Source organism: Acinetobacter sp. YH01024 (assembly GCF_013420195.1).
Taxonomy (GTDB): Bacteria; Pseudomonadota; Gammaproteobacteria; order Pseudomonadales; family Moraxellaceae; genus Acinetobacter; species Acinetobacter amyesii.
This window is the reverse complement of sequence record NZ_VOYQ01000021.1, coordinates 26,143-47,990: the sequence shown is the minus strand read 5'-3', so window position 1 is coordinate 47,990 and position 21,848 is coordinate 26,143. Positions and strand designations below refer to the sequence as shown.

The window sequence follows — 21,848 nt, the reverse complement described above, 5'->3', positions numbered from 1 at the left end:
AGGGATGAAGCGCATTTTAATTGTTACAGGACAATCTGGATCTGGAAAGTCATCTGCATTACAGATACTTGAGGATTTGGGTTATTACTGTATCGATAATTTGCCATTGGCCTTACTCCCCGAAATTGTTGAAAAACTTGATTCAGAAAATAATCTTGAACAATTGGCACTGGGTGTGGATGTCCGCAGTACACGTGCAGATTTACAAGAGTTCGATTTGGTTTTTCAACAGCTACAACGCCATGGCTCAGTCGATATTATTTATTTGACCACGCGTGATCAGGAATTGATTGCGCGATTCAGTTCATCTCGACGTCCCCATCCGTTGGCAAGTCGTTTCAAAAGTTTAAATGAGTGCATACAGGAAGAAAAATCTTTACTGTTGCCGATTCAATTACGCTCGACAGTACATATTGATACTACAGATAAGAGTGTACATGATTTAAAACATACCTTGCTGTCTAAACTTGGACAGGCAGATAATTTAATTTTGATCTTACAGTCTTTTGGCTATAAGCATGGTATTCCACTCGATGCAGATTATGTTTTTGACGTCCGTCATTTGCCCAATCCGCACTGGGATATGGAATTACGCAAGTATTCAGGATTAGATGAGCCAGTTCGTCAGTTTTTACAACAAAGTGAACAAACCAATGAAATGTTCCAAGATATTTATAATTTTTTGGATAAATGGCTGCCGGCATTTGCCGAAGGGCATCGTCATTACATGACGGTGTCGATCGGGTGTACAGGTGGGCAACACCGTTCGGTATATATCGTAGATAGACTAAAAAAAGCACTTGAGGCAAAATGGTCTATTCAGGTTCTACATAGAGAAATGAAGCACTGGTCATGATCGACACAACTGTTGACGTAATTAATAAACTGGGTTTACATGCGCGTGCATCTGGCAAGCTAATCGAAGTCACGACCAAATTTCGCTCGTCGATTCAAATTGGTAAGGGTGGAAAATTAGTAGATGCCAAAAATATTATGTCTTTGCTGATGCTTGGCGCAGGCAAGGGCACAACTTTACGCTTAGTGATTGAAGGTGCAGATGAAGAAAAAGCTTTATCTGAAATTCAAGCACTGTTTGCAGCAAAATTTTACGAGGCAGATTAAACGTGGCACGTCGACCGAACCGCTATACTGAAGAAGACTTTGAATCCTTAGAAGGACGTGCAAGTAAAACTGAGCAAAAGAAAGCTGTACAACGTATGGCTGCTTTGGGCGAGGAACTTGCAAAACTGAATCCTAAACAGATTAAAAATCTTCCTGTTGAAGAGCGTCTGATCGAAGCACTACTAGATGCACAAACAATTACTTCACATGAAGCGCGACGCCGTCAGTTTCAACGTGTAGGTAAATTAGTGCGTAATGAAGATGAAACCATGATTTTATCTTACTTAACCCCGCAGCAAGGTGCGAAAAAAACAGCGCAGCTTCAACGCTGGACTGAACGTATGATTGCCCAAGGTGATCCCGTCATTAAAGAGTTCATGAAAGCACATAATGCTGCTGAACATCATCCTATTCGTCAGCATATTTTGCGTATTCAACGTGATATAGCCAAAAATGTAAGCGAAGAAGAACTGACTGCGTCAAAGTTGAAATTGTTTAACTACATTCAACAAGTGGCTTTATTATCTGATAACTAATGCATGATTAGATAACCAAGTGCTTAGATAGCTCAATGATCAGAGAATTCAACATGATCTGATCATTGAAGCAAAACGTGAAGTTATAGACTTCACATCAAAAAAGCGACCTGATTAGGTCGCTTTTTTTGCTTAAATGATTGAAAAAATCATGCTTGGCTTTTGAGTTTTAACATTAACCAAATTCACCAACAGCGCGCTCTTTAGCCCATTCACGGAGAACGAACTTCTGAAGTTTACCTGTCGAGGTTTTTGGAATTTCGGTAATCACTACATCTTTAGGTACTTTGAAACGTGCAAGGTGCTGCTTACAGAATTCGATCAGTTCTTCAGGCGTTGCTTCTTTACCTGCTTTTAATTCAATAAAGGCACAAGGCACTTCTTGCCAACGAGGGTCAGGTTTTGCAACCACTGCAGCTGTCAGTACAGCAGGGTGTTGATATAGAATTTCTTCTACTTCGAGCGATGAAATGTTTTCACCCCCTGAAATGATCACATCTTTAGAGCGGTCAGTAATTTTGGCATAACCGTCGGGTTGGCAGACTGCTAAGTCGCCGGTATGGAACCAGCCACCGGCAAAGGCTTCAGCCGTTGCTTCTGGGTTTTTCAAATAACCTTTCATAACGATGTTGCCACGGAACATGATTTCACCCATGGTTTGGCCATCATGCGGAACAGGTAACATGGTTTCAGGATCAATGACTTTCATGCCATCTTGAAGCGGGTACGGCACACCTTGGCGAGAATGCAACTGTGCTTGTTCTTGAATGGAAAGATCAGACCAGCCTGCTTGCGATGCGCAGAGTGCAGATGGGCCATAGGTTTCAGTCAAACCGTAAACATGTGTGACATTGATCCCAATATTACGCATCCCTTCAATAATCGCTGCAGGAGGCGCTGCACCAGCCACCATCACTTCAACGCGATGATCAAATTGCGCTTTTTTCTCTTCAGGCGTATTGATCAACATTGAAAGTACGATTGGCGCACCGCAGAAATAATCTACTTTGTGTTCTGCAATCAATTTGAAAATCAGTTCAGGGTCAATTTTACGTAGACAAATATTGGTTCCGCCATTGGCTGCCATTGTCCAAGCAAAGCACCAGCCATTACAGTGGAATAGGGGGAGCGTCCACAGATACGTTGCACGCGGTGTCATGCCGCAAGCAATGATATTACTCGCTGCATTGATATATGCGCCGCGGTGATGATAGACCACGCCTTTTGGATTGCCTGTCGTGCCCGAGGTATAGCTTAAGCTAATTGCATCCCATTCATCTTGAGGTAAGTGCCATTCAAAATTGGCATCGCCTTGTGCCAACCAGTCTTCAAATTCGATTTGTCCAATCGGTTGTGCTGTGCCTTCAAATTCAGTATCTGCAACATCAATGACATAAATCTCTTGATCGATTAAAGCTAAAGCTTCTGTGGCAACCTGAGTGAATTCAGGGTCAACCAATAGGACTTTGGTTTCCGCATGTTTCAGCATGAAGGCAATGGTTTTCGCATCAAGGCGTGTATTTAGCGTATTCAGTACTGCACCGGCCATCGGTACTGCAAAGTGTGCTTCAACCATAGCAGGAACGTTCGGTAATAACACAGACACGGTGTCGTTTTTGCCAATGCCTAATTGTTGCAATTGATGCGCAAATTGACGACAGCGGTTATACGTTTGGCGCCATGAAATATGACGATTGCCGTGGATAATGGCATCCTGATCAGGATAAATATAGGCTGCACGCTCTAAATAACGTAGAGGCGAAAGTGCCACAAAATTTGCCGGGGTCCGTGGCAATTCATCGTATGCGCTAACCATCGTGGTACTCCAAGTCCATGTATATTTGTTTTAAATCTGACTTAACAATAATTCAGTCCATAGGGTCTCTGCATTTATGCTTTAGTCGAGTATTTATACTAATTTTTTAAATGATTGAAAATGAATAAAATAAAATGCAATTCAGTGGCGAAAATGAACCCTGTAGTTCTCAAAATTGATTTTTTAGAATAAATGATTTAGCTGAAAAATAGACAATAATTGTTGGTTTTTTATGCTGATTTTGCAGATATTTCCGTGTGTGATCCTCTTTATTGATAATGTTTGAATGATGCTGATTGAATAATCTAGAGCGTCCTTAAAAGTCTGTCAGGGCTTTCAAACGAATGGTTTTATCTCTTTGATTTATGGATTATTTGCTGTTTTATAACAATAAACTTAAATTTGAGTAGATGCTGAACTTCGTATAATCTAAGTAAAAAATCAAGATGGCTTGTGCATCAACATTGCAAAAGCGGAAATCAAAAATAAAACAATACGGCTGAATACAATAAAAAGTATGGCGATAAGGATGAATATGACAATTCAACACGACATTGCATGGGAAAATTGGTCAGGTGCTCAGAAGTCGATCCCGAAGTCATTTATACAACCGAAAAATCTTGAGCAGTTAATGGAGGTGGTTCAATCCCAACCTAAGATTCGTATGGTTGGCGCAGGGCACTCTTTTAGCCCTTTGGCAAAAATCACAGATACCTTAGTAAGTTTAGATCATCTCAAAGGTATTCTAGATATCGATGCTGAACGCTGCCAAAGTACCGTCCAAGCTGGCACACGATTATTTGATTTGGGCGAGAAGCTCGCGTCTTTTGATCAGGCACTGATCAATCAAGGAGATATTGATCGTCAAAGTTTGGCTGGAGCTATCGCAACAGGGACACATGGCACAGGACTCGAATTGCCGTGTTTATCGGCACTGGTTAAGGGGTTTGAGTTATTAACCGCGCAGGGCGAGTTACTACAATGCAGTGCTGAACAGAACAGCGAAATTTTCCAAGCAGGGCGTGTTTCACTCGGGAGTTTAGGCGTGCTGACGCATGTACAGCTGCAAAATCGACCGATGTATAAACTCAAAGAACAGACGCGATTATGTCCACTGAACGATGTCATGCAGAATATGCAGCAATGGCAATATGAACATCGACATATTGAGTTCTGGGCATTTAGTCATGCCGATCAGGTTATTTTAAAAACCTTAGATGAGACGGAAGATAACCTTCAACCTCGAAAAGAACAGTGGTTAGATGACGACGTATTACTCAAACTTTGTGCAGAATTGACGCGAATTTTTCCACCACTGAATCCATGGCTACAAAAATTATTAGGTGTTTTTGTCAAACCTTCTATCAACGTAGACTGGTCAAGTCGAATTTTTCCTTCTGCTCGAAGTACCAAATTTAATGAGATGGAATACCAGATTCCGCTGCAACACGGGATGAATTGTTTAGAAGAAATTTTGCATACCCTTCGACGACATAAGGTTCCGATGTTTTTCCCGCTAGAATATCGACTTGTACGTGGGGATGATATTTGGCTCAGTCCGTTTTATCAGCAAGATTCGGCCTCAATTTCGGTGCATCAGTTCTATAAGCAAGATTATCAAGTCATCTTTAAGCTCGTGGAGCCGATTTTTTTAAAATATGGCGGGCGTCCGCATTGGGGGAAATTGCATAGCCTAAATGCGCGGCAGCTTCAAAATGTGTACCCCAAGTGGCAAGATTTTTTGAATATTCGACAAGAATTAGATCCTCAGCAAAAGTGGCTCAGTCCAGAGCTACAGCAATTACTGATTGAATAAGCGTCGTGGAAGGTTAAACACTGAAGACCAATTGAACGATATGAAAAAGGGGATGGCATGGATGCATATTTTCAACAGTTGAATACGCTGTTAAAGCAAAACGGGACGGGGATGCCCCAGTTAATCGTGGATGTTGATGCATTAAATCACAACTTGGTGATCACTCAGCAGCAAATACCACATAGTCTGCATCCGCGCTTGGTGGTGAAATCCTTGGCGTGCATGGCATTGCTTCAACACTGTGCTACACAGCTCAAGACACAGCGTTTCATGCTATTTCATTTTGCACATCTGAAAACACTTTTCGAGTCGATGCCACAAGCCGATGTGTTGTTTGGAAAACCGATGCCAATTCAGGCCTTGAAGCATGCAGACAAGGCAGTTTTGCAGGCCACGCAATCGCAAGTGCAATGGCTGATTGATAGTGAACAGCGTTTAGCCCAATACCTCAAATTTGCTGAGCAGCATCAACTGTGTCTACGCATCAATATTGAAATCGATGTGGGTTTACACCGCGGTGGTCTGAAAACGATCGATGAGCTAAAGGCTATTTTGGATGTAATCGTTCAACATCCTCAACATTTAAAATTTTCAGGATTGATGGGCTATGACGCACATGTGGCGAAGATTCCACGACTGATTCAATCTGCTGAACAGACTTATCAACAATCCCAGAAAAGTTATCAACAATTCAAAGCTTATGTACAACAGCGCTATCCAACTTTATGTGATGAACACACCTGTTGGAATGGTGGTGGTAGTCCTAGTTTTAGTTTTCATTATCAGCAGAGCGTCTGTAACGAAGTCTCGTTTGGCTCGATGTTATTAAAACCCGCAGATTTTGAACTGAAAAATTTACAAGCTTTCCAAAGTGCCTTGTGGCTCGCCACACCAGTGTTAAAAGTGTTGCCGCGGACTGAATTACCACAGTTAGAATGGCTCAGTCGTTGGGCAAAATCTCAGGCTGTGTTTATTTATGGAGGCTATTGGCGAGGGGACTATGTTTATCCTCAAGGCAGTCAGCCCCATGCATTATATGGTCGAAGTAGTAATCAGGAACTTGTGCAAATTCCGCAGACAAGTAGCATAGACATAGATGATTATATTTTTTTACGCCCTGCGCAAAGTGAAATGATCATCCCTCAATTTGCACAGCTTTGGTTGTATCAATCAGATCAATTGATCGCCTTAGAGACATTCAGAGAATAAAAAAGCGTCCTTACGTTCTTTGGTTCAATTGTTTCGCAATTTTTTTTACGTGCGTAACATCAGTTATGAATGAGAACGTGATTATTATGTTGACAGCATAAAGCGCATTTCAGTTGAAATCTGCTTGAATTATCAGGAGTCTTGTAAAAGGAGGCAGAAAAATCAACTTCCATGGGATTAGAGGTTTATTAAAGTTGGCAGGGCGTGTAAAATTTAGGTCGAATTTTATTTATCCACCGTTTTTATCTTTTGGGGGGTCTCCCTCGATCATAATCTCGCGGTGACATGCTCCATTGTACGGGGCATCACTCCTTAAGGATTTTTATATGCCAATTATCACTTTGCCAAATGGCGATCAAAAAGAATTTGATCATGCCGTGTCTGTGATGGAAGTTGCTCAAAGCATCGGTCCTGGTCTAGCAAAAAATACAGTTGCGGGTCGTGTAAACGATCGTTTAGTTGATGCGTCTGATTTAATTACAGAAGATGCAAGCCTACAAATTATCACGCCTAAAGATGAAGATGGTATTCACATCATTCGTCATTCTTGTGCGCACTTGGTGGGTCATGCTGTTAAGCAATTGTTCCCAGAAGCAAAGATGGTCATTGGTCCTGTCATTGAAGAAGGTTTCTACTATGACATCTGGATGCCACGTCCGTTTACTTTAGACGACATGGCAGCAATCGAAGAGCGCATGAAAAAGCTCATCGACCAAGACTACGATGTCATCAAAAAAATGACTCCACGTGATGAAGTGATTAAAGAGTTCACTGCACGTGGCGAAGAATACAAACTGCGTCTGATCGAAGACATGCCTGAAGAAACTGAAATGGGCTTGTACTACCATCAAGACTACTTGGATATGTGCCGTGGTCCGCACGTTCCAAATACCAAATTCTTAAAATCGTTCAAATTGACTAAAATCTCTGGTGCTTACTGGCGCGGTGATGCGAAAAACGAACAGCTACAACGTATTTACGGTACAGCTTGGGCGGACAAAAAGCAGTTAGCTGCCTACATCAAACGTATTGAAGAAGCTGAAAAACGCGATCATCGTAAAATTGGTAAAGCGTTAGACTTGTTCCATATGCAAGAAGAAGCGCCGGGTATGGTGTTCTGGCATCCAAACGGTTGGACTATTTACCAAGTGCTTGAACAATACATGCGTAAAGTTCAACAAGCCAACGGTTACCAAGAAATCCGTACACCGCAAGTGGTTGATTTCACGCTTTGGGAAAAATCAGGTCACGCAGCAAACTATGCTGAAAACATGTTTACGACTCACTCAGAGAACCGTAACTATGCAGTAAAACCAATGAACTGCCCATGTCACGTGCAAGTCTTCAACCAAGGTTTGAAATCTTACCGTGATCTTCCAATTCGTTTGGCTGAGTTTGGTTCATGTCACCGTAACGAACCATCAGGTTCATTACACGGCATTATGCGTGTACGTGGCTTTACGCAAGATGATGCGCATATCTTCTGTACCAAAGAACAAATCGGTACTGAAGTTGCAGACTTTATTAAACTGACATTAGATGTATATAAAGACTTCGGCTTTGAAGAAGTACAAATGAAGTTGTCTACACGTCCAGAAAAACGTGTGGGTGATGACAAACTTTGGGACATGGCGGAAAAATCTTTGGCAGATGCTTTAGATGCTGCAGGCCTAGAGTGGGAACTTCAACCGGGTGAAGGTGCATTCTACGGTCCGAAAATTGAATTCTCACTCAAAGACTGCTTAGGTCGTGTATGGCAGTGCGGTACAATTCAATGTGACTTTAACTTACCAGAACGTCTTGACGCATCTTATGTGACTGAAGATAACGACCGTGATCAGCCTGTAATGTTGCACCGTGCAATTCTTGGCAGTTTCGAGCGTTTTATTGGTATACTTATTGAACACTATGCTGGTTTCATGCCACCTTGGTTGTCTCCAATTCAAGCATGTGTGATGAACATTACCGATTCACAAGCTGAAGCATGTGAGTCAGTCGTCGCTAAACTTAAAGAAAGCGGTATCCGCGCGATTTCAGACTTGAGAAATGAGAAAATCGGCTTTAAGATTCGTGAACGTACTTTAGAGCGTATTCCTTACTTATTGGTTCTTGGGGACCGTGAAGTTGAGGAAGGTACTGTAAACGTCCGTACTCGCTCTGGAAAAAATTTGGGTACTATGTCAATTGATGCATTCGTTGACCTAGTAAAAGCAGCCGTAGCCGAACGCGGCCGGTACATTGTGGAGTAAAAGCGATTAAACAGCCTGACCGTAATCAACAGGGCGGAAAATCAAACCGTCCTGCCTTGAATGATGAAATTCGTGCAAAAGAAGTCCGTCTAGTAGACGAAAATGGCGAGCAAAAAGGGATTGTATCTCTTGCTGACGCTTTGCGTGCTGCAGAAGCAGTAGATCTTGACCTTGTTGAGATTGTTGCTAATGCTGAGCCACCAGTCTGCAAAATCATGGATTTTAACAAGCATTTGTTTGATCTAAAACAAAAGCAAAAAGAAGCGAAGAAAAAACAACATCAAGTACAGGTGAAAGAAATCAAGCTACGCCCTGGTACTGATGTTGGTGACTACAACGTTAAACTACGTGCCATTATCAAGTTCCTTGAAGAAGGCAATAAGGTAAAAATCACGCTTCGTTTCCGTGGTCGTGAAATGGCACACCAACAGTTAGGTTTGGCTCAATTGCAAAAAATTGAAGCTGACGTGGTTGACTATGGTGTTGTTGAACAAACACCAAAAATGGAAGGCCGTCAAATGGGTATGCTGCTTGGTCCTAAAAAGAAAAAGTAAGTGTCCATTAAAAAAGCACTGCATTTGCAGTGCTTTTTTTTGCCTATATTTTGGTTTTTTAATCTCAATGATGTTCAAGGGCACCAATAATTTTTGCTGCGTATTGATTGGAAAATAGAGCAAAATTCATGAATGCGAACTTATGTCTGAGGGTATTAAGTAAGATTCTTTAAGAAAGACAAATTTGATTATATTTTAATTGATATTCAATCGTTGTTTCGATTCAGACGTTTTGAAATGCTTTAATTTAGTTTTAATGTAGGTATAAAGTGAGCAAAGCTTTTTATTGAGCTAACTATGTGAGATCTATTTACATAACACCGGCCGTGAGATGGGGATTTTCAGTACCCTCCAATAGATTTTCATCTTGGTAATATTAGGTCGTATATTCCATGTCATAAAAGCAATCAGAACAAAGTACATTTCATAGAAATAGATAGTAATACAAAGTAGGATTATTTTTTGCAAGATACGCCAAAATTGAAAAAGAGTGGATGAACAGCTTGTAAGCCAGACCCACCAAAGATTCATTAAAACACCTATAGGGAGTATTTAGTTTGGAATAAAAAATCAGAACATAAAATTTGCAATCGAGACACTATATTTTTGAGATGGGATGATTTTAATTCTTGTTTATCATGTTACGAATTTAACTATTTTTTCAAAAAAAAGACCCCGAAGGGTCTTTTTTTATGAGGGTTTACTCAGCGCTATTTTCTTGGACAGGACTTTCTATCAATGCCTTTTTGCCAATTGGAATTTGGCGTGGTAGTTTTTCTTCAGGAATAATACGCTGTAAGTCCACTGTCAATAAACCATTTTCATATAGGGCTTGTTGCACTTCTATATGTTCATCTAAGCGTAAAGACAGTTTAAATGTACGACGAGCAATGCCTTTATGCAGGAATTCCACAGTTGTATCTTGCGCTTCAGTTGGTTTACCTGAAATGCTTAGCACTTGATTTTCTAAGTTTAGCGAAAGTTCATCTTCTGTAAAACCTGCGGTTGCCACCACAATGCGATAGCTATTTTCAGCCGTTTTTTCAATATTGTATGGCGGGTAATTTGGTGTGTCGCTTTGCATGGCATAATCAAATAAATCGTTGAAACGATCAAAACCAATGCTACGACGGAAAAGTGGGTTAAGATTTAAACTACTCATAATTAGAACTCTCTTTAATAAGCAAAGTTGTAACAATAAGAAATGTTCAGTGATGCTTGGCATCCACTGTTCACTAACAAGATCGTTTGATCCTTGTACATGTATCAATATCGGTCTGTGCTGATTTTTTTCAAGGGATTTTTATAAAAAAATTATATTTTTTGAACTTTTGTACCTTAAGTGATTTTAAAAGCAAAGTGATAATTCACATTTTAACGTTACTTTTCAGAAAAACTGACAAGCTTTCACTGGATTAAACATGTTATACATAAAGCAAAATGAGATTGCCTTACTGAAAATTGAAAAGGAATATAGATGATTGATCTCTACTATTGGGGTACACCCAATGGACATAAAATTACCATCGCTTTAGAAGAAATGGGTTTGGAATACCAAATTTTTCCGATTAATATCTTGGAAAATGATCAATTTCAGCCAGACTTTTTGAGAATTTCTCCGAACAATAAAATCCCTGTAATCGTGGATCAGAATGGCCCACGAGGAGAGTCAATTTCAGTTTTTGAGTCTGGTGCGATTCTGCAATATCTTGGACGTAAAACAGGTTTGTTTTATCCAGAAGATGAGTTTGAGCGCGTTGAAGTTGAACAATGGTTGATGTGGCAAATGGGTGGTTTTGGGCCCATGTTAGGACAAAATCATCATTTTAGTCGTTTTGCACCTGAACGTATTCCGTATGCAACTGAACGTTATGTAAATGAATCTAAACGCTTGTATAAAGTTTTGAACCATCAGTTGATTGGTCAAAAATTTGTGGCTGGAGAGTATTCGATTGCAGATATGGCTATTCTGCCTTGGGCACTGCGTCATGAATGGCAGCAAATTCAGCTGGAAGATTATCCATACGTGAAAGACTATATCGATCGACTGACGGCCCGTCCAGCGGTACAAAAAGCCTTAGCAATACAGGTTTAAAAAAAGAGCATGGAAACATGCTCTTTTTTTTATGAAATGAATAGAAGCTTTTCCACCAAGGTCTTTGGTTTTCTTTCAGGGTCTTGAGTGAGAAGGGCTGTAGGGCAACAAAGGGGGAGGCTACACCATTTTCGATATAAGGTTTGAACTTGGCACGTAAAAGTGACTGCTCAACCCGCTTATCAATGTGTGTAAGTCCAGAGCTTTTGATTAATTCAGCTTTTTGAACTTCGCCGGTGGCTAAAACATACAATTTAAAACTAAGGTCACGATTTTGATTGCCCAGATCGTCATTGTTGAAGTTAAAGATAGGTCGCTTTTGCCAAATCATTTGATCTTGTGTAATCACGTGTTGTTTGGCAACTTCAGAAGGACTTTGTGCATATAAAGCGGTCAAAATTTGTAATAACACAATAAAACTTAAGCAAAGAATTTTTTTCATAAAGTGAGTTAAAATTATTCAATATTTGCGTGGCAGATTAGAAGTCTCATGTATAAAAGTAAAGTGCGGAAAGACTCACCTTAAGATTTTAGATAGGACGGAAGAAAATTCTAACGCTGTGTTAGAATGCGGCGCTGCCGAAAAGAACGCGTTGTTGACGGCTTAGTTGGACGATTTTGCGATGAAAGACTTTTTCTTAAATTTTACCCGTATTGTTGAAAATAACCCAAGAATCTATTGGAGTATTATTTTTGGTATTGCAGGCTGCTTAGTGCTATTTGTCGCTGAAATTGTGCATGTTCAAAATATTCTTGCAGATTTACATACCAAAGATCAAAACTTGATGCGAGCTGCGATTGAACCGATTTCTTCACAATATAAATGGTCGAGAATCGTTGTAATTGTTGCAGCAGTGCTTTGGTCAAATTTTGAATATTTGAAGTCGAAGAAAAAATTAGGTCTCTAAGCATTCGTTTCGATGTGGTAGTTTTTAGTTTTATTCTTCGCGGCATTTGGGGCTGCGACCTTACTTCCTTTACAGTCCGAAGCCGTATTGCTCGGCTTGTTGAGCTATGGTCAACATAATCCATGGCTGCTGATTGTGGTGGCCAGTATTGGTAATATTCTCGGTTCTTGTGTGAATTGGTGGCTCGGTTTAAAAGTAGAACATTATAAAAATAAAACATGGTTTCCCGTGTCAGAGCTGAAAATGCAGCAGGCACAGGGCATTTATCACAAATATGGCTATTGGTCTTTGCTACTGAGTTGGCTGCCGATGATTGGAGACCCAATTACTTTAATCGCGGGTTTAATGAAAGAAAACTTCTGGCGCTTTGTTTTCATGGTGACCGTAGCGAAAACAGGGCGTTATCTCTGTATTTATCTTATATTTTTAGGTTTTTTCTGAGATAACAAAACAGGGCATTGAAAGATTCAATCCCTGTTTGAAATGTTGCATCTATTATTTATTTACAGCCATTCACTTTAAATTGAATTTCATCTTTAAAGTTCGACTTTTTGTAGATCCAAAGGGTGCTCGCAGTACGTTTAACCGAGATCTGACTATTTCTCAATGCTTCAACGACTTTCTGATCGAGTGCATAAATGCCAGAGCCTTGCTTGATCTTCACCTTTTTTACTTGTCCGTGTTTATCCACTTTAAAGTTAAATTTGACTTTACGATCGTGCTGTTTCAATTCATGAGTAGTGAGATCTAATTTTGGTTGAGATACATATTGGAATGGCGTTTTCTTATCTGCACTTTGTGCATTCCAAACTTTTGAATCAAAGTTGAAATCACATTCAGGCGTATTGCCTTTAACTCTCAAATTAAACGCTTGATAGCCAATAATGGCTTTGGCTTCACCATTTTCTAAATGTGGTTTGACTTTAGCTTTTTTGACAGCAGAAATTAAGATTCGGTCGAGTTGATCGACACCTGTACTTTCTTCAACACTTGCATCGGTAATTGTGCCTTTTGCATTCGCTGTGACACGAATAATGGCTGCGCGATCACGTTGCTTGAGGTCCTCATTGGCATATACTGGTTTTGGGAAAACCGACCAATTTAAACGCGTGGTTAAATGCGCAGGAGCAACTTCAATATTCTGTGCCGGAAGTTGATGGGTTTTGGTTGAAGCACTAAACGCTGTAGAAAATGGAGCGCAGGCCAAAAGGGTTAAGCACAGATATTGTTTCATAAGTCTATTCTTGCATCACGTCGTAGAGTGATATTGAGTCGATATTGCTGCGCAGTATTTCCTGTATTGAAAATACTGGCAAGGTGTAAATGAAAAATATTCTCTTATTTTTTCGACTGGTGAGTAATGTCCACGCCAAATAAATCACGTGTTTTCGCCCAACTGATTGCTACTACAGCCATTGTCATACAGCCACCACATAGGAAGATTGGTCTTTGCCGATGAGCTGGATGCTCATGATTCGCGATCCCATGAGGTTTATAGCAGGCATAGTAAATGAAAAAAATGGCGACTTTTATTCATGGTCACTCTAGCAAATGCAGGTAGATATATTTTTATCAAGCTACATTTTATAGGCTAATTTTAATGATTTAATTATTTTCACAATCACTGCTATCGAGACGAATTTGATCTGTAGCTGTCATTTTAAAAAATGGAAACCATGATTTTTTAGATTGAACTGCTGTATGGGAAATGACTTGTTTGATTTGTTCATCGATATATTGATTACCTGAACTTTCTATCAGTGTAATGTCTGGAGTGGTTACTGTATTTTTTTTCATTGTGAATGTTATGGAGATAGACGGACTAGTTTTAGTGAACAGACTTCGATCTAAATAGATAGATTGCAAAGTTCGTTGATATTTAAATGCGGTTTTTGCGCCTTTGTCTTGAGCTTCATAAACATTTGAATGAAGTTCTATTTTGCATTGAGGTGAAATACGACTTGGGGAATCAGTATTTTCTTCAATAGTTTCTAGTTTAATAGGTAGGTCAGCAACAAATGAAGTGGCTTGACCATGCTCTATATAAGGCTTAAATCTTGCATATCTTAAGGATACGCTGATTTTTCGATCCAAAGCATCTAAGCCTGTACTTTTGAGAGTTTCGACTTGAGTCACTTTACCAGTCTCATTTACATATAAACGTACAAGAAATTCACGAGACTTACCTTTTAGATCATTTGCATTAAAGTCAATTCTTGGTGTTCTAAGCCAACTAACATCACTAGATTTTAATTTAACTTCTTTGGGCATGGTGTTTAGGTTAGTATCAGCATAGGAATAGCCACATAAAATACTGCTCAGTAAAATCAATGTTTTAATTTTCATAAAATAAATCTTAAATTATTAAAATAAAGGAGAAAAATAGAGTGTAAATCATCCATAAAAAAAGGGCAAAATGAATATTTGCCCTTAATATGATCGGTAAATTTATTTTTTTAAATTTTCATTACTTTGGGTGATATCTACTTTAAATAAATCATGTGTTTTTGCCCAGCTGATTGCAACAACAGCCATGGTCATACAACCACCAAAAAGTGTCGCCATGATCGTGCCCATGTATTTTGCTGCAAGTCCCGATTCAAAAGCTCCAAGTTCATTACTGCTAGAAACAAACATGCCATTCACCGCAGCAACACGACCCCGCATATTTTCGGGCGGGTAGAGCTGTAAAATGGTTTGGCGAACTACTACAGAGATGCTGTCACATGCCCCAGTCATTGCCAGTGCAAAGAGTGATAACCAAAGATTGCTTGAAAATGCGAATAAAATGGTAAATACACCAAAACCCGCTACAGCCAATAACATATTACGCCATGCATGATGAGTTGGAGGGAATTTGGTCAATGCAATCATAGTGATCAGGGCGCCAATAGACGGTGCTGCTCGTAAGTAGCCTAAACCTTCAGGCCCCACTTTTAAAATATCTTCGGCAAAAATCGGTAAGAGGGCAATCACGCCACCAAAAAGCACAGAAACCAAATCGAGTGAAATCGCCCAAAGGACAATTTTGGTTTTCCAGATAAAACGAAAACCTTCACTTAAACTATCTTTTAAATTGTCAGATTCAATTTTAGGGAAGCTGCGTTTACTGAGCAGATTAATGAGGACGAAGCAGACTGTCAGTAGCGCCGCAACACTGAGCAAACTGGTTTCACGGCCCAAAAATGCCAACATGAAACCGCCGAGCATTGGCCCAATAATCACCCCACTTTGCCAACCAATCGTTGTCCATGTTGCACCATTGGCATAGAGCTCACGCGGGATTAAAAAAGGCTTAAGCGATGTTGCAGACGGATTATAGAAACCTCGGATGGTTCCAAGCCCAAAAATGACCGCATAAATCCCCCAAGACAGTTGGGTGACATCAATTTGCCCGAGTCCATATTGGTGAAATAACCCCCAAAGAATCAGTGGCATCGGTATAGAAAAAAACAGACAAATTTTCATAATGGTCTGTTTATTGAAACGATCTGCAAAGTATCCTCCCCACAAAGAGAGAGCAATAAAAGGAATTGCTTCGGCTAAACCAATTAAGCCCAGTGTTAGCGGGTCTTTAGTGATTTGATACAGTGAGTAAGCAACAATAATTTCTTGAATCAAAATGGCTAAGGTCAGACAAAATTGATTGAGCGTAACAATCGAGAAATCCCGATAACGTAGGGCTGCAAAAGCATCCTGTGCAGGTTTCATAATGGACATTAATAGTTGGCGTGCCGACATTATATAAGCCTTATTGGGCATCGCTTATAAAATCATCGGAAAATCTATATCAGAAAATTAATTAAGTTCGATATTCGGTAGAAAGATTCGCTTTTGTTTTGAGCAAAGATGCTTTAGAATACTCGCTCCCTTACCTGCAGGGCGTCTTTGCAATGGTGCAGACGTGCCGAACAGGTGTTCAAAAGAGGTTCTTATGCCTAAGATGAAAACTCGCCGTGGTGCAGCTAAACGCTTCAAGCCAACTGCAAACGGTTTTAAACGTCACCAAGCGTTCAAACGACACATTTTGACCAAAAAATCTGCTAAGCGTATCCGTCAATTACGCGGCTGTGTAATGGTTCACGTAAGTGACGTTGCTTCAGTTCGCCGTATGTGCCCATACATCTAAGGAGATTATAAATGGCTCGTGTTAAACGTGGTGTACAGGCTCATCGCCGTCATAAAAAAATTCTTGCTCGTGCTAAAGGTTACTACGGCGCTCGTTCACGCGTATATCGCGTAGCGTTCCAAGCAGTAATCAAAGCAGGTCAATATGCTTACCGTGACCGTCGTCAAAAGAAACGTCAATTCCGTGCTCTATGGATTGCGCGTATCAATGCCGGTGCTCGTCAAAATGGTTTGTCGTACAGCCGTATGATCGCTGGCTTGAAAAAAGCTCAAGTGATTATCGACCGTCGCGTACTTGCTGACATCGCTATGCATGACGCAGTTGCGTTTGCTGCTTTAGCTTCTAAAGCTAAAGATGCATTAGCTGCATAAGTCTTTATGACTTAAAAAAAGACCGCTTTTAGCGGTCTTTTTTTGGGCTTTAAATTCTTATGTAAGCTTAACCAATATTAATCGGTTTTTGTTTTAAGCTGGACATAAGCAAGGTCTCGGTGCTGAAAATGATAGTTATGCCAATGATAATAAATGGGAAATTCATAAATTGCATTTATTTTAAAGTGCGTGTTGTAGAAAGGTGTTTTGGGTAAAATATGAAAAGTTTGCTGGTTGTCTAATAACAACCATTTCTGACCATCTGCATCCATTGAGAGTAATTGCGCATCGGTCATTTTATGAGTGCCAAAATGCAAAGCATAATAACTATGCAATACCGGCATTAGAAAAAAGCTCAGGCTCAGCGTTAAAAATGTACTGGACAGCACGCTTCCTGTAAACGCCATTTTGGGAATATCTTTTTGTATCCACAATACGCTTGGAATGAAAATCAGCAGAAAAATAATGGCCAAACACAGCAAAACCGGATAATTGGAAATGTAAAAGAACTGCGCTTGCGCGTTTAAATATAAGCCCAAAATACCAATAGGAACGCTGCCGATAATCAGGTAGGCGATCCGCGGGCTGATCTTGGTTTGCAGAATTAAATTTTGCAGATCTTCTTGAGAAAGCGTCAGCGCCGCAATCTCATCCTGAAAATTATAATATTGTTTGAGTATTTGAATCGGCTGCCCTTTTTCATGTTCACTTAAGCATGCAAGGTGCAGTTGAGATTGAACATTTTTAAGGGGGAAGAATAAAAGCTGTGGATTTTCTTTGTTGGCAGTCTGATAAATAGGACGCTGCAGCCATGAGATCCGTTTTGGGCGTTTTATACCAAGAATGGCAAATTGACAGTATTCTACCTCCTGCCGCTGAATGAATGTGCTGAGAGGTATTTTCCACAAGCGGTAATAAATTTTATCAGGCGTAATGACCAGTTTAATCTGCGTTTTTAAGTAATCAATGACAATTATAGATACGATGTAGAGCAGGATCAGCTGGGCATGATCGGCTTGCAGCTTGTAAATCGGGAAATTTTTTAGGGTGAATTGCAGGTATTCAATCACTATGCTGACGTTAAGCGGTTGAGCTTGATCTCTAAACCATTTGAAAAAAGGTATAATAAAGACCATCGCAATGCCTAGTAAAATAAGCATTAAAATTGTTGGCCATGAAATCAGCGGTTTTTTAGCATAAATGTCAAATTCTGTTTTCATAAAGTCTCATAATAATTATGTTGAAATTTTATATTTAAGTGTTTGGTTACTATATTTAAATTTTGAATATTTGATCGATGCTTAGCGCTAAATTATATCTGAAAATGAATAGGCTAGGTAGGTGCTGCGCCCCGAGCCACGGTTTGTGCGTATTATGTCGTGATTTCAATGTTTAGCTTCGATCTTGTTGCCTGGCCGGTTTGTTTAATGCTCAGTTGAAGGCCCGCACATGCACACGGTGCTTTTCGCTCAGAACGGGAAGGTATTTATATTGCGCATGTTCATCATAATTGCGGGCAGAATTAATTCATTCATCTGGGGACAGCTAGAATCTGTTTTTTTTATAAGGCGTGCAGATAGGGGGGACGGCCATAAATGAATGGATAAATACCAACTGAAAAATTATTGGATCAATATAGTCTGTGAAAAGTGTGTTTTTATACTGCAATTGAACCTGACTTTATCAATATCGATGCAGATCTTTTAAATTATCGTGAAGAATAAAAGTTAACCTATCTTATCTAATACTGTTATCTTGAAGTAGGTTCACTTGACTCAAGTAGATCATCATGACAATGAAAAAAATAAACGTAGTCGGTACATCTGCTACAGGAAAATCAACATTTTCTAGGGCATTGGCGGAAAAATTAGGGCTGCATTATATTGAACTGGATAACCTATTTTGGCTGGATGATTGGCAGGAGTGTCCTGACGAAATCTTTTTTGCACGTATCGAAGCTGAAATTGCCAAAGCGAAAAATGGTTATGTTATCGATGGCAACTATACTCGGGCGATTCCGGTGAAATGGTCGGAAATAGATACGGTGATTTGGCTCGATCTACCGTTTCCAGTCAATTTATACCGCTCTGTAAAGCGCGCGATTTCTCGGGCTAAGTCCAAACAAGATCTTTGGCCAGATTCAAATAATCAGGAAAGTTTGTGGCGAATGTTTGGTCGAGATTCAATCGTTTGGTGGATGATTAAAACTCATAAAAAAAATCGTGAAAAATATCTACAGATGATGACTGCACCTGAATATCAACATATTCAATGGATTCGATTAGAGACACCAACTGCAGTTGATGCGTTTTTAGAACAATTGGGCTCTTATGTTTTTGATGTTTAAGTTTTATATTGCAAAAATAAAAAGTGCAGCCAAGTTACAGAAATAATCTTTATACCAAGCTTTGCGCCATGCCTAATGTATGGACAGAAAAGAACAAAAGGAAAATAAAATGTTGGCTGAAATAGTTGGTATGGGTCAAGGTAGCATTACTGTAGAGCTCGAAATGATTCCCCGCAAAGGTGAGGCAGTCAAAATCATGTATGGTGCAGACGCAGAGCTTGAGGGGGAAGTAGTCTCTGTCAGTCATTATATTAATCAACATGCCGATCAGCATCGCGTTCGATTGGAAATTCGTCCATTTAATTATTTAACGACCTCATAATTTTGAAATCTTTCATACAGAAGTATGTTTATAAAAAAGCCCTTCTATGAGAAGGGCTTTTTAGTGTTGATCACATTTATACAGTTAAAGTCCGAAGTAATAAGCCAATAAGCAAATCACTACCGTAATAATAATTAAAGTAATCACTCCACCTGCACCGGGTTTATGGGTTGGATTTGGCGTGTGTGCATGTTGAGGATTTGATTTTCTATCCTCAGTTTTAAATCCATCCAGAGGAGAGCTTTCAACCACAGGAGTTAAACGTGCAGTTTTATAGTGATTGGCGACTTTTACGATAAATTTTGCCGTTAAATCTTCAGTTTTTTGAGCAAAATGTCGCAAATTTAACTGTTCTTCAGGTGTATAGATGCTGCCATCTGCGTGATAGGGATGCTGAATTTTAGACTGAATATGGCGGTTTAATGCTTCTAGGCGATGTAAGCTGTCATGTGCGAAATCCGCTTGTGCATCCGTTGGCAAGAGTGCAAGTTTTGTAGATTCATTCGATTCGCTGCTTAGATCAGGCTGCGTACCATAATAAGGTGTGCCTAACACCTCCGGCTCAATAAAACCTTCCGCCGGTTTTTGCAAAAATAATTCTGCTTCAGTGAAGTTATGAATATCATCCCATTTTGGTAACTGCATATCCGCTTCGATGCGTTTAATGAGTTTATGGTTCAGCTCATAGCGCCAAAAAGTTTCGCGACGTATTTGTAGTTGTTGGGATACAGGTGCTTCATAGTCATTTTCTGCGTTATACCACTCGGCAAGTTCTTTACCAAAAATCCATGCCTGCTTTTTATTTTGTTCGTGGCTCACAATAAAATGGGCAAAGGGAAGAAGTTCAACGTTAGCATTCGGATTTTGTTCATCATTTAGCAAGCTAGAGCTATGTAAGCTTAAGCGTTGTACCCCGTGTTTTTTTAAGCCTTCTAGCCAAATTTGGAAATGTTGAGCCAATAAATGCTGTGATAGCAAATCACGAAAATGGAAACTGTGCTGATCAAAAATGTGGTGATTCAACCAACGTTGAAAACTCAAACCTTGGTTGAGAAATTCATTGCCATAAGTGACGAGTGTGAGCTGTTGTTTCCAGATTGGATCGAGTGCCATAAAGATTGGATCCCATTGATATTGTGTTTATCTTATACTTTTTTTAAAACTTGATGCTAATGCAATTTTAACTTGTGAATGCGCTTCATCATAACGGCTAAAAACTGTTAGAATAAGGGGTTTATATTATTTTTTTAAATTGTTGCTTTGAGAGTTACTATGTCACTGGAAGCCCTGACCACTGAAGCGCTCGCTGCGATTGCAGCAGCAGAGGACCTTGCTACACTCGACCAAGTGCGAGTGCAATTTACAGGGAAGAAAAGCCAGCTCGCGGAACAATCGAAGTCGCTCGGTAAAATGGACCCAGAAGAACGTAAAGTTTTTGGTGCTCAAATTCATGCCGTTCGTGAATCGATTACTGGCGCACTGACTGCTCGTCAAGCTGAATTACAAAAAGCTGCATTAGAACAAAAGCTTGCTAGCGAAACGATTGATATTACTTTACCCGGCCGTGGTCAAACGGTGGGTAGTATTCACCCTGTGACCCAAGTTCAAGAACGTATTTGCCAATTTTTTACCAAAGCTGGCTTTACTGTTGCGACTGGTCTAGAAGTTGAAGATGATTATCACAACTTTGAAGCATTGAACATTCCGGGTCATCACCCTGCACGTGCGATGCACGACACTTTCTATTTTGATGCGAATCATTTACTTCGTACGCATACCTCAGGCGTGCAAATTCGTACCATGGAAACGAGTCAGCCACCAATCCGTATTGTGTGTCCTGGTCGTGTATATCGCTGTGACTCGGACCAAACGCATTCTCCAATGTTCCATCAAATCGAAGGTCTGTATGTGGCTGAAAACACTAGCTTTGCAGAGCTTAAAGGTTTGTTGGTGAACTTGTTAAATGAATTCTTTGAAAAAGATTTGAAAGTGCGTTTCCGTCCATCTTATTTCCCATTTACAGAGCCAAGTGCGGAAGTGGATATCATGGATGAACGTGGTAAATGGTTGGAAGTTTTGGGCTGCGGTATGGTGCATCCAAACGTTTTACAAGCCGCTGGCATTGACCCAGAAAAATACAAAGGCTTTGCCTTCGGTTTAGGTGTAGAGCGTTTTGCAATGTTGCGTTATGGCATTAATGACCTGCGTATGTTCTACCAAAATGATGTGCGTTTCTTACGCCAATTTGCTTAAACAGTTTTATACCTCTCCCTAACCTCTCCTGAAAGGAGAGGGGTTGTCCATCATGACTTAGGGTTCGTCTTCTTTCTCTAAAGGGGCGCTAGAGGGGATTAGAAATTTAGATATATAGGTT

The 21,848-nt window shown here is 40.0% G+C and carries 21 protein-coding genes and 1 pseudogene; 15 read left to right on the top strand and 7 right to left on the bottom strand.

What is annotated here, in order from left to right:
- Positions 1 to 4 precede the first annotated feature (4 nt).
- Genes rapZ through yjgA form a run of 3 tightly spaced genes read left to right on the top strand, consistent with a single transcriptional unit; the run spans position 5 to position 1,658 of the window.
- Complete coding sequence (gene rapZ / locus FTT88_RS10320) at positions 5 to 856, top strand: RNase adapter RapZ (RefSeq protein ID WP_078189595.1); 852 nt, start codon at positions 5 to 7, stop codon at positions 854 to 856.
- The gene (locus FTT88_RS10315; RefSeq protein WP_067763492.1) at positions 853 to 1,122 is read left to right on the top strand and encodes an HPr family phosphocarrier protein; all 270 of its coding nucleotides are present in this window, start codon (positions 853 to 855) and stop codon (positions 1,120 to 1,122) included. The genes rapZ and FTT88_RS10315 overlap by 4 nt, the downstream gene beginning before the upstream one ends.
- 2 nt (positions 1,123 to 1,124) lie before the next feature.
- Positions 1,125 to 1,658: a ribosome biogenesis factor YjgA gene (yjgA, locus tag FTT88_RS10310; protein ID WP_180005388.1), complete on the top strand. Its 534-nt coding sequence runs from the start codon at positions 1,125 to 1,127 to the stop codon at positions 1,656 to 1,658.
- A 175-nt stretch (positions 1,659 to 1,833) separates the two neighbouring features.
- On the opposite strand, the gene FTT88_RS10305 is transcribed toward yjgA, so the two are convergent.
- Positions 1,834 to 3,474: an acyl-CoA synthetase gene (locus FTT88_RS10305; RefSeq protein ID WP_180005028.1), complete on the bottom strand. Its 1,641-nt coding sequence runs from the start codon at positions 3,472 to 3,474 to the stop codon at positions 1,834 to 1,836.
- A gap of 535 nt (positions 3,475 to 4,009) precedes the next feature.
- Between FTT88_RS10305 and FTT88_RS10300 the strand changes: the two genes are divergently transcribed.
- The 4 genes from FTT88_RS10300 to infC all read left to right on the top strand — a co-directional run bounded on the left by FTT88_RS10300 (position 4,010) and on the right by infC (position 9,302).
- Positions 4,010 to 5,290 (top strand): D-arabinono-1,4-lactone oxidase, encoded by a 1,281-nt coding sequence (locus FTT88_RS10300; RefSeq protein WP_180005047.1) that lies wholly within the window; start codon positions 4,010 to 4,012, stop codon positions 5,288 to 5,290.
- Between the two features lie 57 nt (positions 5,291 to 5,347).
- A complete protein-coding gene (locus FTT88_RS10295) occupies positions 5,348 to 6,499 on the top strand; it encodes an alanine racemase (protein ID WP_168378469.1) in 1,152 nt (383 codons plus the stop codon).
- A 326-nt stretch (positions 6,500 to 6,825) separates the two neighbouring features.
- The gene (gene thrS / locus FTT88_RS10290) at positions 6,826 to 8,748 is read left to right on the top strand and encodes a threonine--tRNA ligase (protein ID WP_078189589.1); all 1,923 of its coding nucleotides are present in this window, start codon (positions 6,826 to 6,828) and stop codon (positions 8,746 to 8,748) included.
- A gap of 5 nt (positions 8,749 to 8,753) precedes the next feature.
- On the top strand, positions 8,754 to 9,302 hold the full coding sequence (gene infC / locus FTT88_RS10285; protein ID WP_078192643.1) for a translation initiation factor IF-3: 549 nt from the start codon (positions 8,754 to 8,756) through the stop codon (positions 9,300 to 9,302).
- A 700-nt stretch (positions 9,303 to 10,002) separates the two neighbouring features.
- Here infC and FTT88_RS10280 read toward each other — a convergent pair.
- Positions 10,003 to 10,464, bottom strand: coding sequence for an Hsp20 family protein (locus tag FTT88_RS10280; protein WP_168378471.1), 462 nt, complete (start codon positions 10,462 to 10,464; stop codon positions 10,003 to 10,005).
- Positions 10,465 to 10,779: 315 nt separating this feature from the next.
- On the opposite strand from FTT88_RS10280, the gene FTT88_RS10275 reads away from it, so the two are divergent.
- The 3 genes and pseudogenes from FTT88_RS10275 to FTT88_RS10265 form a co-directional block, all read left to right on the top strand.
- Entirely contained in the window at positions 10,780 to 11,397 is a 618-nt protein-coding gene (locus tag FTT88_RS10275) for a glutathione S-transferase N-terminal domain-containing protein (RefSeq protein ID WP_180005029.1), read from the top strand.
- A 623-nt stretch (positions 11,398 to 12,020) separates the two neighbouring features.
- Positions 12,021 to 12,305 (top strand): hypothetical protein, encoded by a 285-nt coding sequence (locus FTT88_RS10270; protein WP_078192639.1) that lies wholly within the window; start codon positions 12,021 to 12,023, stop codon positions 12,303 to 12,305.
- 21 nt (positions 12,306 to 12,326) lie between these two features.
- Positions 12,327 to 12,746: pseudogene (locus tag FTT88_RS10265) on the top strand (YqaA family protein); the annotation flags it as partial.
- Positions 12,747 to 12,804: 58 nt separating this feature from the next.
- Here FTT88_RS10265 and FTT88_RS10260 read toward each other — a convergent pair.
- From FTT88_RS10260 to FTT88_RS10250, 3 genes are all read right to left on the bottom strand, one after another.
- Positions 12,805 to 13,539: an energy transducer TonB gene (locus FTT88_RS10260; RefSeq protein WP_180005031.1), complete on the bottom strand. Its 735-nt coding sequence runs from the start codon at positions 13,537 to 13,539 to the stop codon at positions 12,805 to 12,807.
- Between the two features lie 371 nt (positions 13,540 to 13,910).
- Positions 13,911 to 14,651, bottom strand: a complete 741-nt coding sequence (locus FTT88_RS10255) for an energy transducer TonB (protein WP_180005032.1) — start codon at positions 14,649 to 14,651, stop codon at positions 13,911 to 13,913.
- A gap of 102 nt (positions 14,652 to 14,753) precedes the next feature.
- Positions 14,754 to 16,016 (bottom strand): MFS transporter, encoded by a 1,263-nt coding sequence (locus tag FTT88_RS10250; protein ID WP_180005048.1) that lies wholly within the window; start codon positions 16,014 to 16,016, stop codon positions 14,754 to 14,756.
- A gap of 223 nt (positions 16,017 to 16,239) precedes the next feature.
- Here FTT88_RS10250 and rpmI point away from each other — a divergent pair, with 223 nt between their 5' ends.
- Both rpmI and rplT read left to right on the top strand, forming a co-directional pair.
- Entirely contained in the window at positions 16,240 to 16,434 is a 195-nt protein-coding gene (rpmI, locus tag FTT88_RS10245) for a 50S ribosomal protein L35 (RefSeq protein WP_065994397.1), read from the top strand.
- A gap of 11 nt (positions 16,435 to 16,445) precedes the next feature.
- Positions 16,446 to 16,805: a 50S ribosomal protein L20 gene (gene rplT / locus FTT88_RS10240; protein WP_004647525.1), complete on the top strand. Its 360-nt coding sequence runs from the start codon at positions 16,446 to 16,448 to the stop codon at positions 16,803 to 16,805.
- Positions 16,806 to 16,882: 77 nt separating this feature from the next.
- Here the strand turns inward: rplT and FTT88_RS10235 are convergent, their stop codons facing one another.
- The gene (locus tag FTT88_RS10235) at positions 16,883 to 18,025 is read right to left on the bottom strand and encodes a hypothetical protein (RefSeq protein WP_180005033.1); all 1,143 of its coding nucleotides are present in this window, start codon (positions 18,023 to 18,025) and stop codon (positions 16,883 to 16,885) included.
- A 575-nt stretch (positions 18,026 to 18,600) separates the two neighbouring features.
- On the opposite strand from FTT88_RS10235, the gene FTT88_RS10230 reads away from it, so the two are divergent.
- Together FTT88_RS10230 and FTT88_RS10225 are read left to right on the top strand one after the other, a co-directional pair.
- The gene (locus FTT88_RS10230; protein ID WP_180005034.1) at positions 18,601 to 19,152 is read left to right on the top strand and encodes an AAA family ATPase; all 552 of its coding nucleotides are present in this window, start codon (positions 18,601 to 18,603) and stop codon (positions 19,150 to 19,152) included.
- Between the two features lie 109 nt (positions 19,153 to 19,261).
- Positions 19,262 to 19,474 carry a hypothetical protein gene (locus FTT88_RS10225; protein ID WP_111884721.1) on the top strand — a complete coding sequence of 71 codons (213 nt, stop codon included), beginning with the start codon at positions 19,262 to 19,264 and terminating at the stop codon, positions 19,472 to 19,474.
- An 84-nt stretch (positions 19,475 to 19,558) separates the two neighbouring features.
- Here FTT88_RS10225 and FTT88_RS10220 read toward each other — a convergent pair whose 3' ends face one another.
- Positions 19,559 to 20,587 carry a hypothetical protein gene (locus FTT88_RS10220; protein ID WP_180005035.1) on the bottom strand — a complete coding sequence of 343 codons (1,029 nt, stop codon included), beginning with the start codon at positions 20,585 to 20,587 and terminating at the stop codon, positions 19,559 to 19,561.
- 159 nt (positions 20,588 to 20,746) lie between these two features.
- Here FTT88_RS10220 and pheS point away from each other — a divergent pair, with 159 nt between their 5' ends.
- Positions 20,747 to 21,727, top strand: coding sequence for a phenylalanine--tRNA ligase subunit alpha (gene pheS / locus FTT88_RS10215; RefSeq protein WP_180005036.1), 981 nt, complete (start codon positions 20,747 to 20,749; stop codon positions 21,725 to 21,727).
- The last annotated feature ends 121 nt before the right edge of the window (positions 21,728 to 21,848 follow it).

Bases quoted from the DNA above. Each gene is read 5' to 3' on its own strand.
- rapZ (WP_078189595.1), top strand. From the start codon at position 5: ATGAAGCGCATTTTAATTGTTACAGGACAATCTGGATCTGGAAAGTCA.
- FTT88_RS10315 (WP_067763492.1), top strand. From the start codon at position 853: ATGATCGACACAACTGTTGACGTAATTAATAAACTGGGTTTACATGCG.
- FTT88_RS10305 (WP_180005028.1), bottom strand. From the start codon at position 3,474: ATGGTTAGCGCATACGATGAATTGCCACGGACCCCGGCAAATTTTGTG.
- FTT88_RS10300 (WP_180005047.1), top strand. From the start codon at position 4,010: ATGACAATTCAACACGACATTGCATGGGAAAATTGGTCAGGTGCTCAG.
- FTT88_RS10295 (WP_168378469.1), top strand. From the start codon at position 5,348: ATGGATGCATATTTTCAACAGTTGAATACGCTGTTAAAGCAAAACGGG.
- thrS (WP_078189589.1), top strand. From the start codon at position 6,826: ATGCCAATTATCACTTTGCCAAATGGCGATCAAAAAGAATTTGATCAT.
- FTT88_RS10280 (WP_168378471.1), bottom strand. From the start codon at position 10,464: ATGAGTAGTTTAAATCTTAACCCACTTTTCCGTCGTAGCATTGGTTTT.
- FTT88_RS10275 (WP_180005029.1), top strand. From the start codon at position 10,780: ATGATTGATCTCTACTATTGGGGTACACCCAATGGACATAAAATTACC.
- FTT88_RS10270 (WP_078192639.1), top strand. From the start codon at position 12,021: ATGAAAGACTTTTTCTTAAATTTTACCCGTATTGTTGAAAATAACCCA.
- FTT88_RS10260 (WP_180005031.1), bottom strand. From the start codon at position 13,539: ATGAAACAATATCTGTGCTTAACCCTTTTGGCCTGCGCTCCATTTTCT.
- FTT88_RS10255 (WP_180005032.1), bottom strand. From the start codon at position 14,651: ATGAAAATTAAAACATTGATTTTACTGAGCAGTATTTTATGTGGCTAT.
- FTT88_RS10250 (WP_180005048.1), bottom strand. From the start codon at position 16,016: ATGAAACCTGCACAGGATGCTTTTGCAGCCCTACGTTATCGGGATTTC.
- rpmI (WP_065994397.1), top strand. From the start codon at position 16,240: ATGCCTAAGATGAAAACTCGCCGTGGTGCAGCTAAACGCTTCAAGCCA.
- rplT (WP_004647525.1), top strand. From the start codon at position 16,446: ATGGCTCGTGTTAAACGTGGTGTACAGGCTCATCGCCGTCATAAAAAA.
- FTT88_RS10235 (WP_180005033.1), bottom strand. From the start codon at position 18,025: ATGAAAACAGAATTTGACATTTATGCTAAAAAACCGCTGATTTCATGG.
- FTT88_RS10230 (WP_180005034.1), top strand. From the start codon at position 18,601: ATGAAAAAAATAAACGTAGTCGGTACATCTGCTACAGGAAAATCAACA.
- FTT88_RS10225 (WP_111884721.1), top strand. From the start codon at position 19,262: ATGTTGGCTGAAATAGTTGGTATGGGTCAAGGTAGCATTACTGTAGAG.
- FTT88_RS10220 (WP_180005035.1), bottom strand. From the start codon at position 20,587: ATGGCACTCGATCCAATCTGGAAACAACAGCTCACACTCGTCACTTAT.
- pheS (WP_180005036.1), top strand. From the start codon at position 20,747: ATGTCACTGGAAGCCCTGACCACTGAAGCGCTCGCTGCGATTGCAGCA.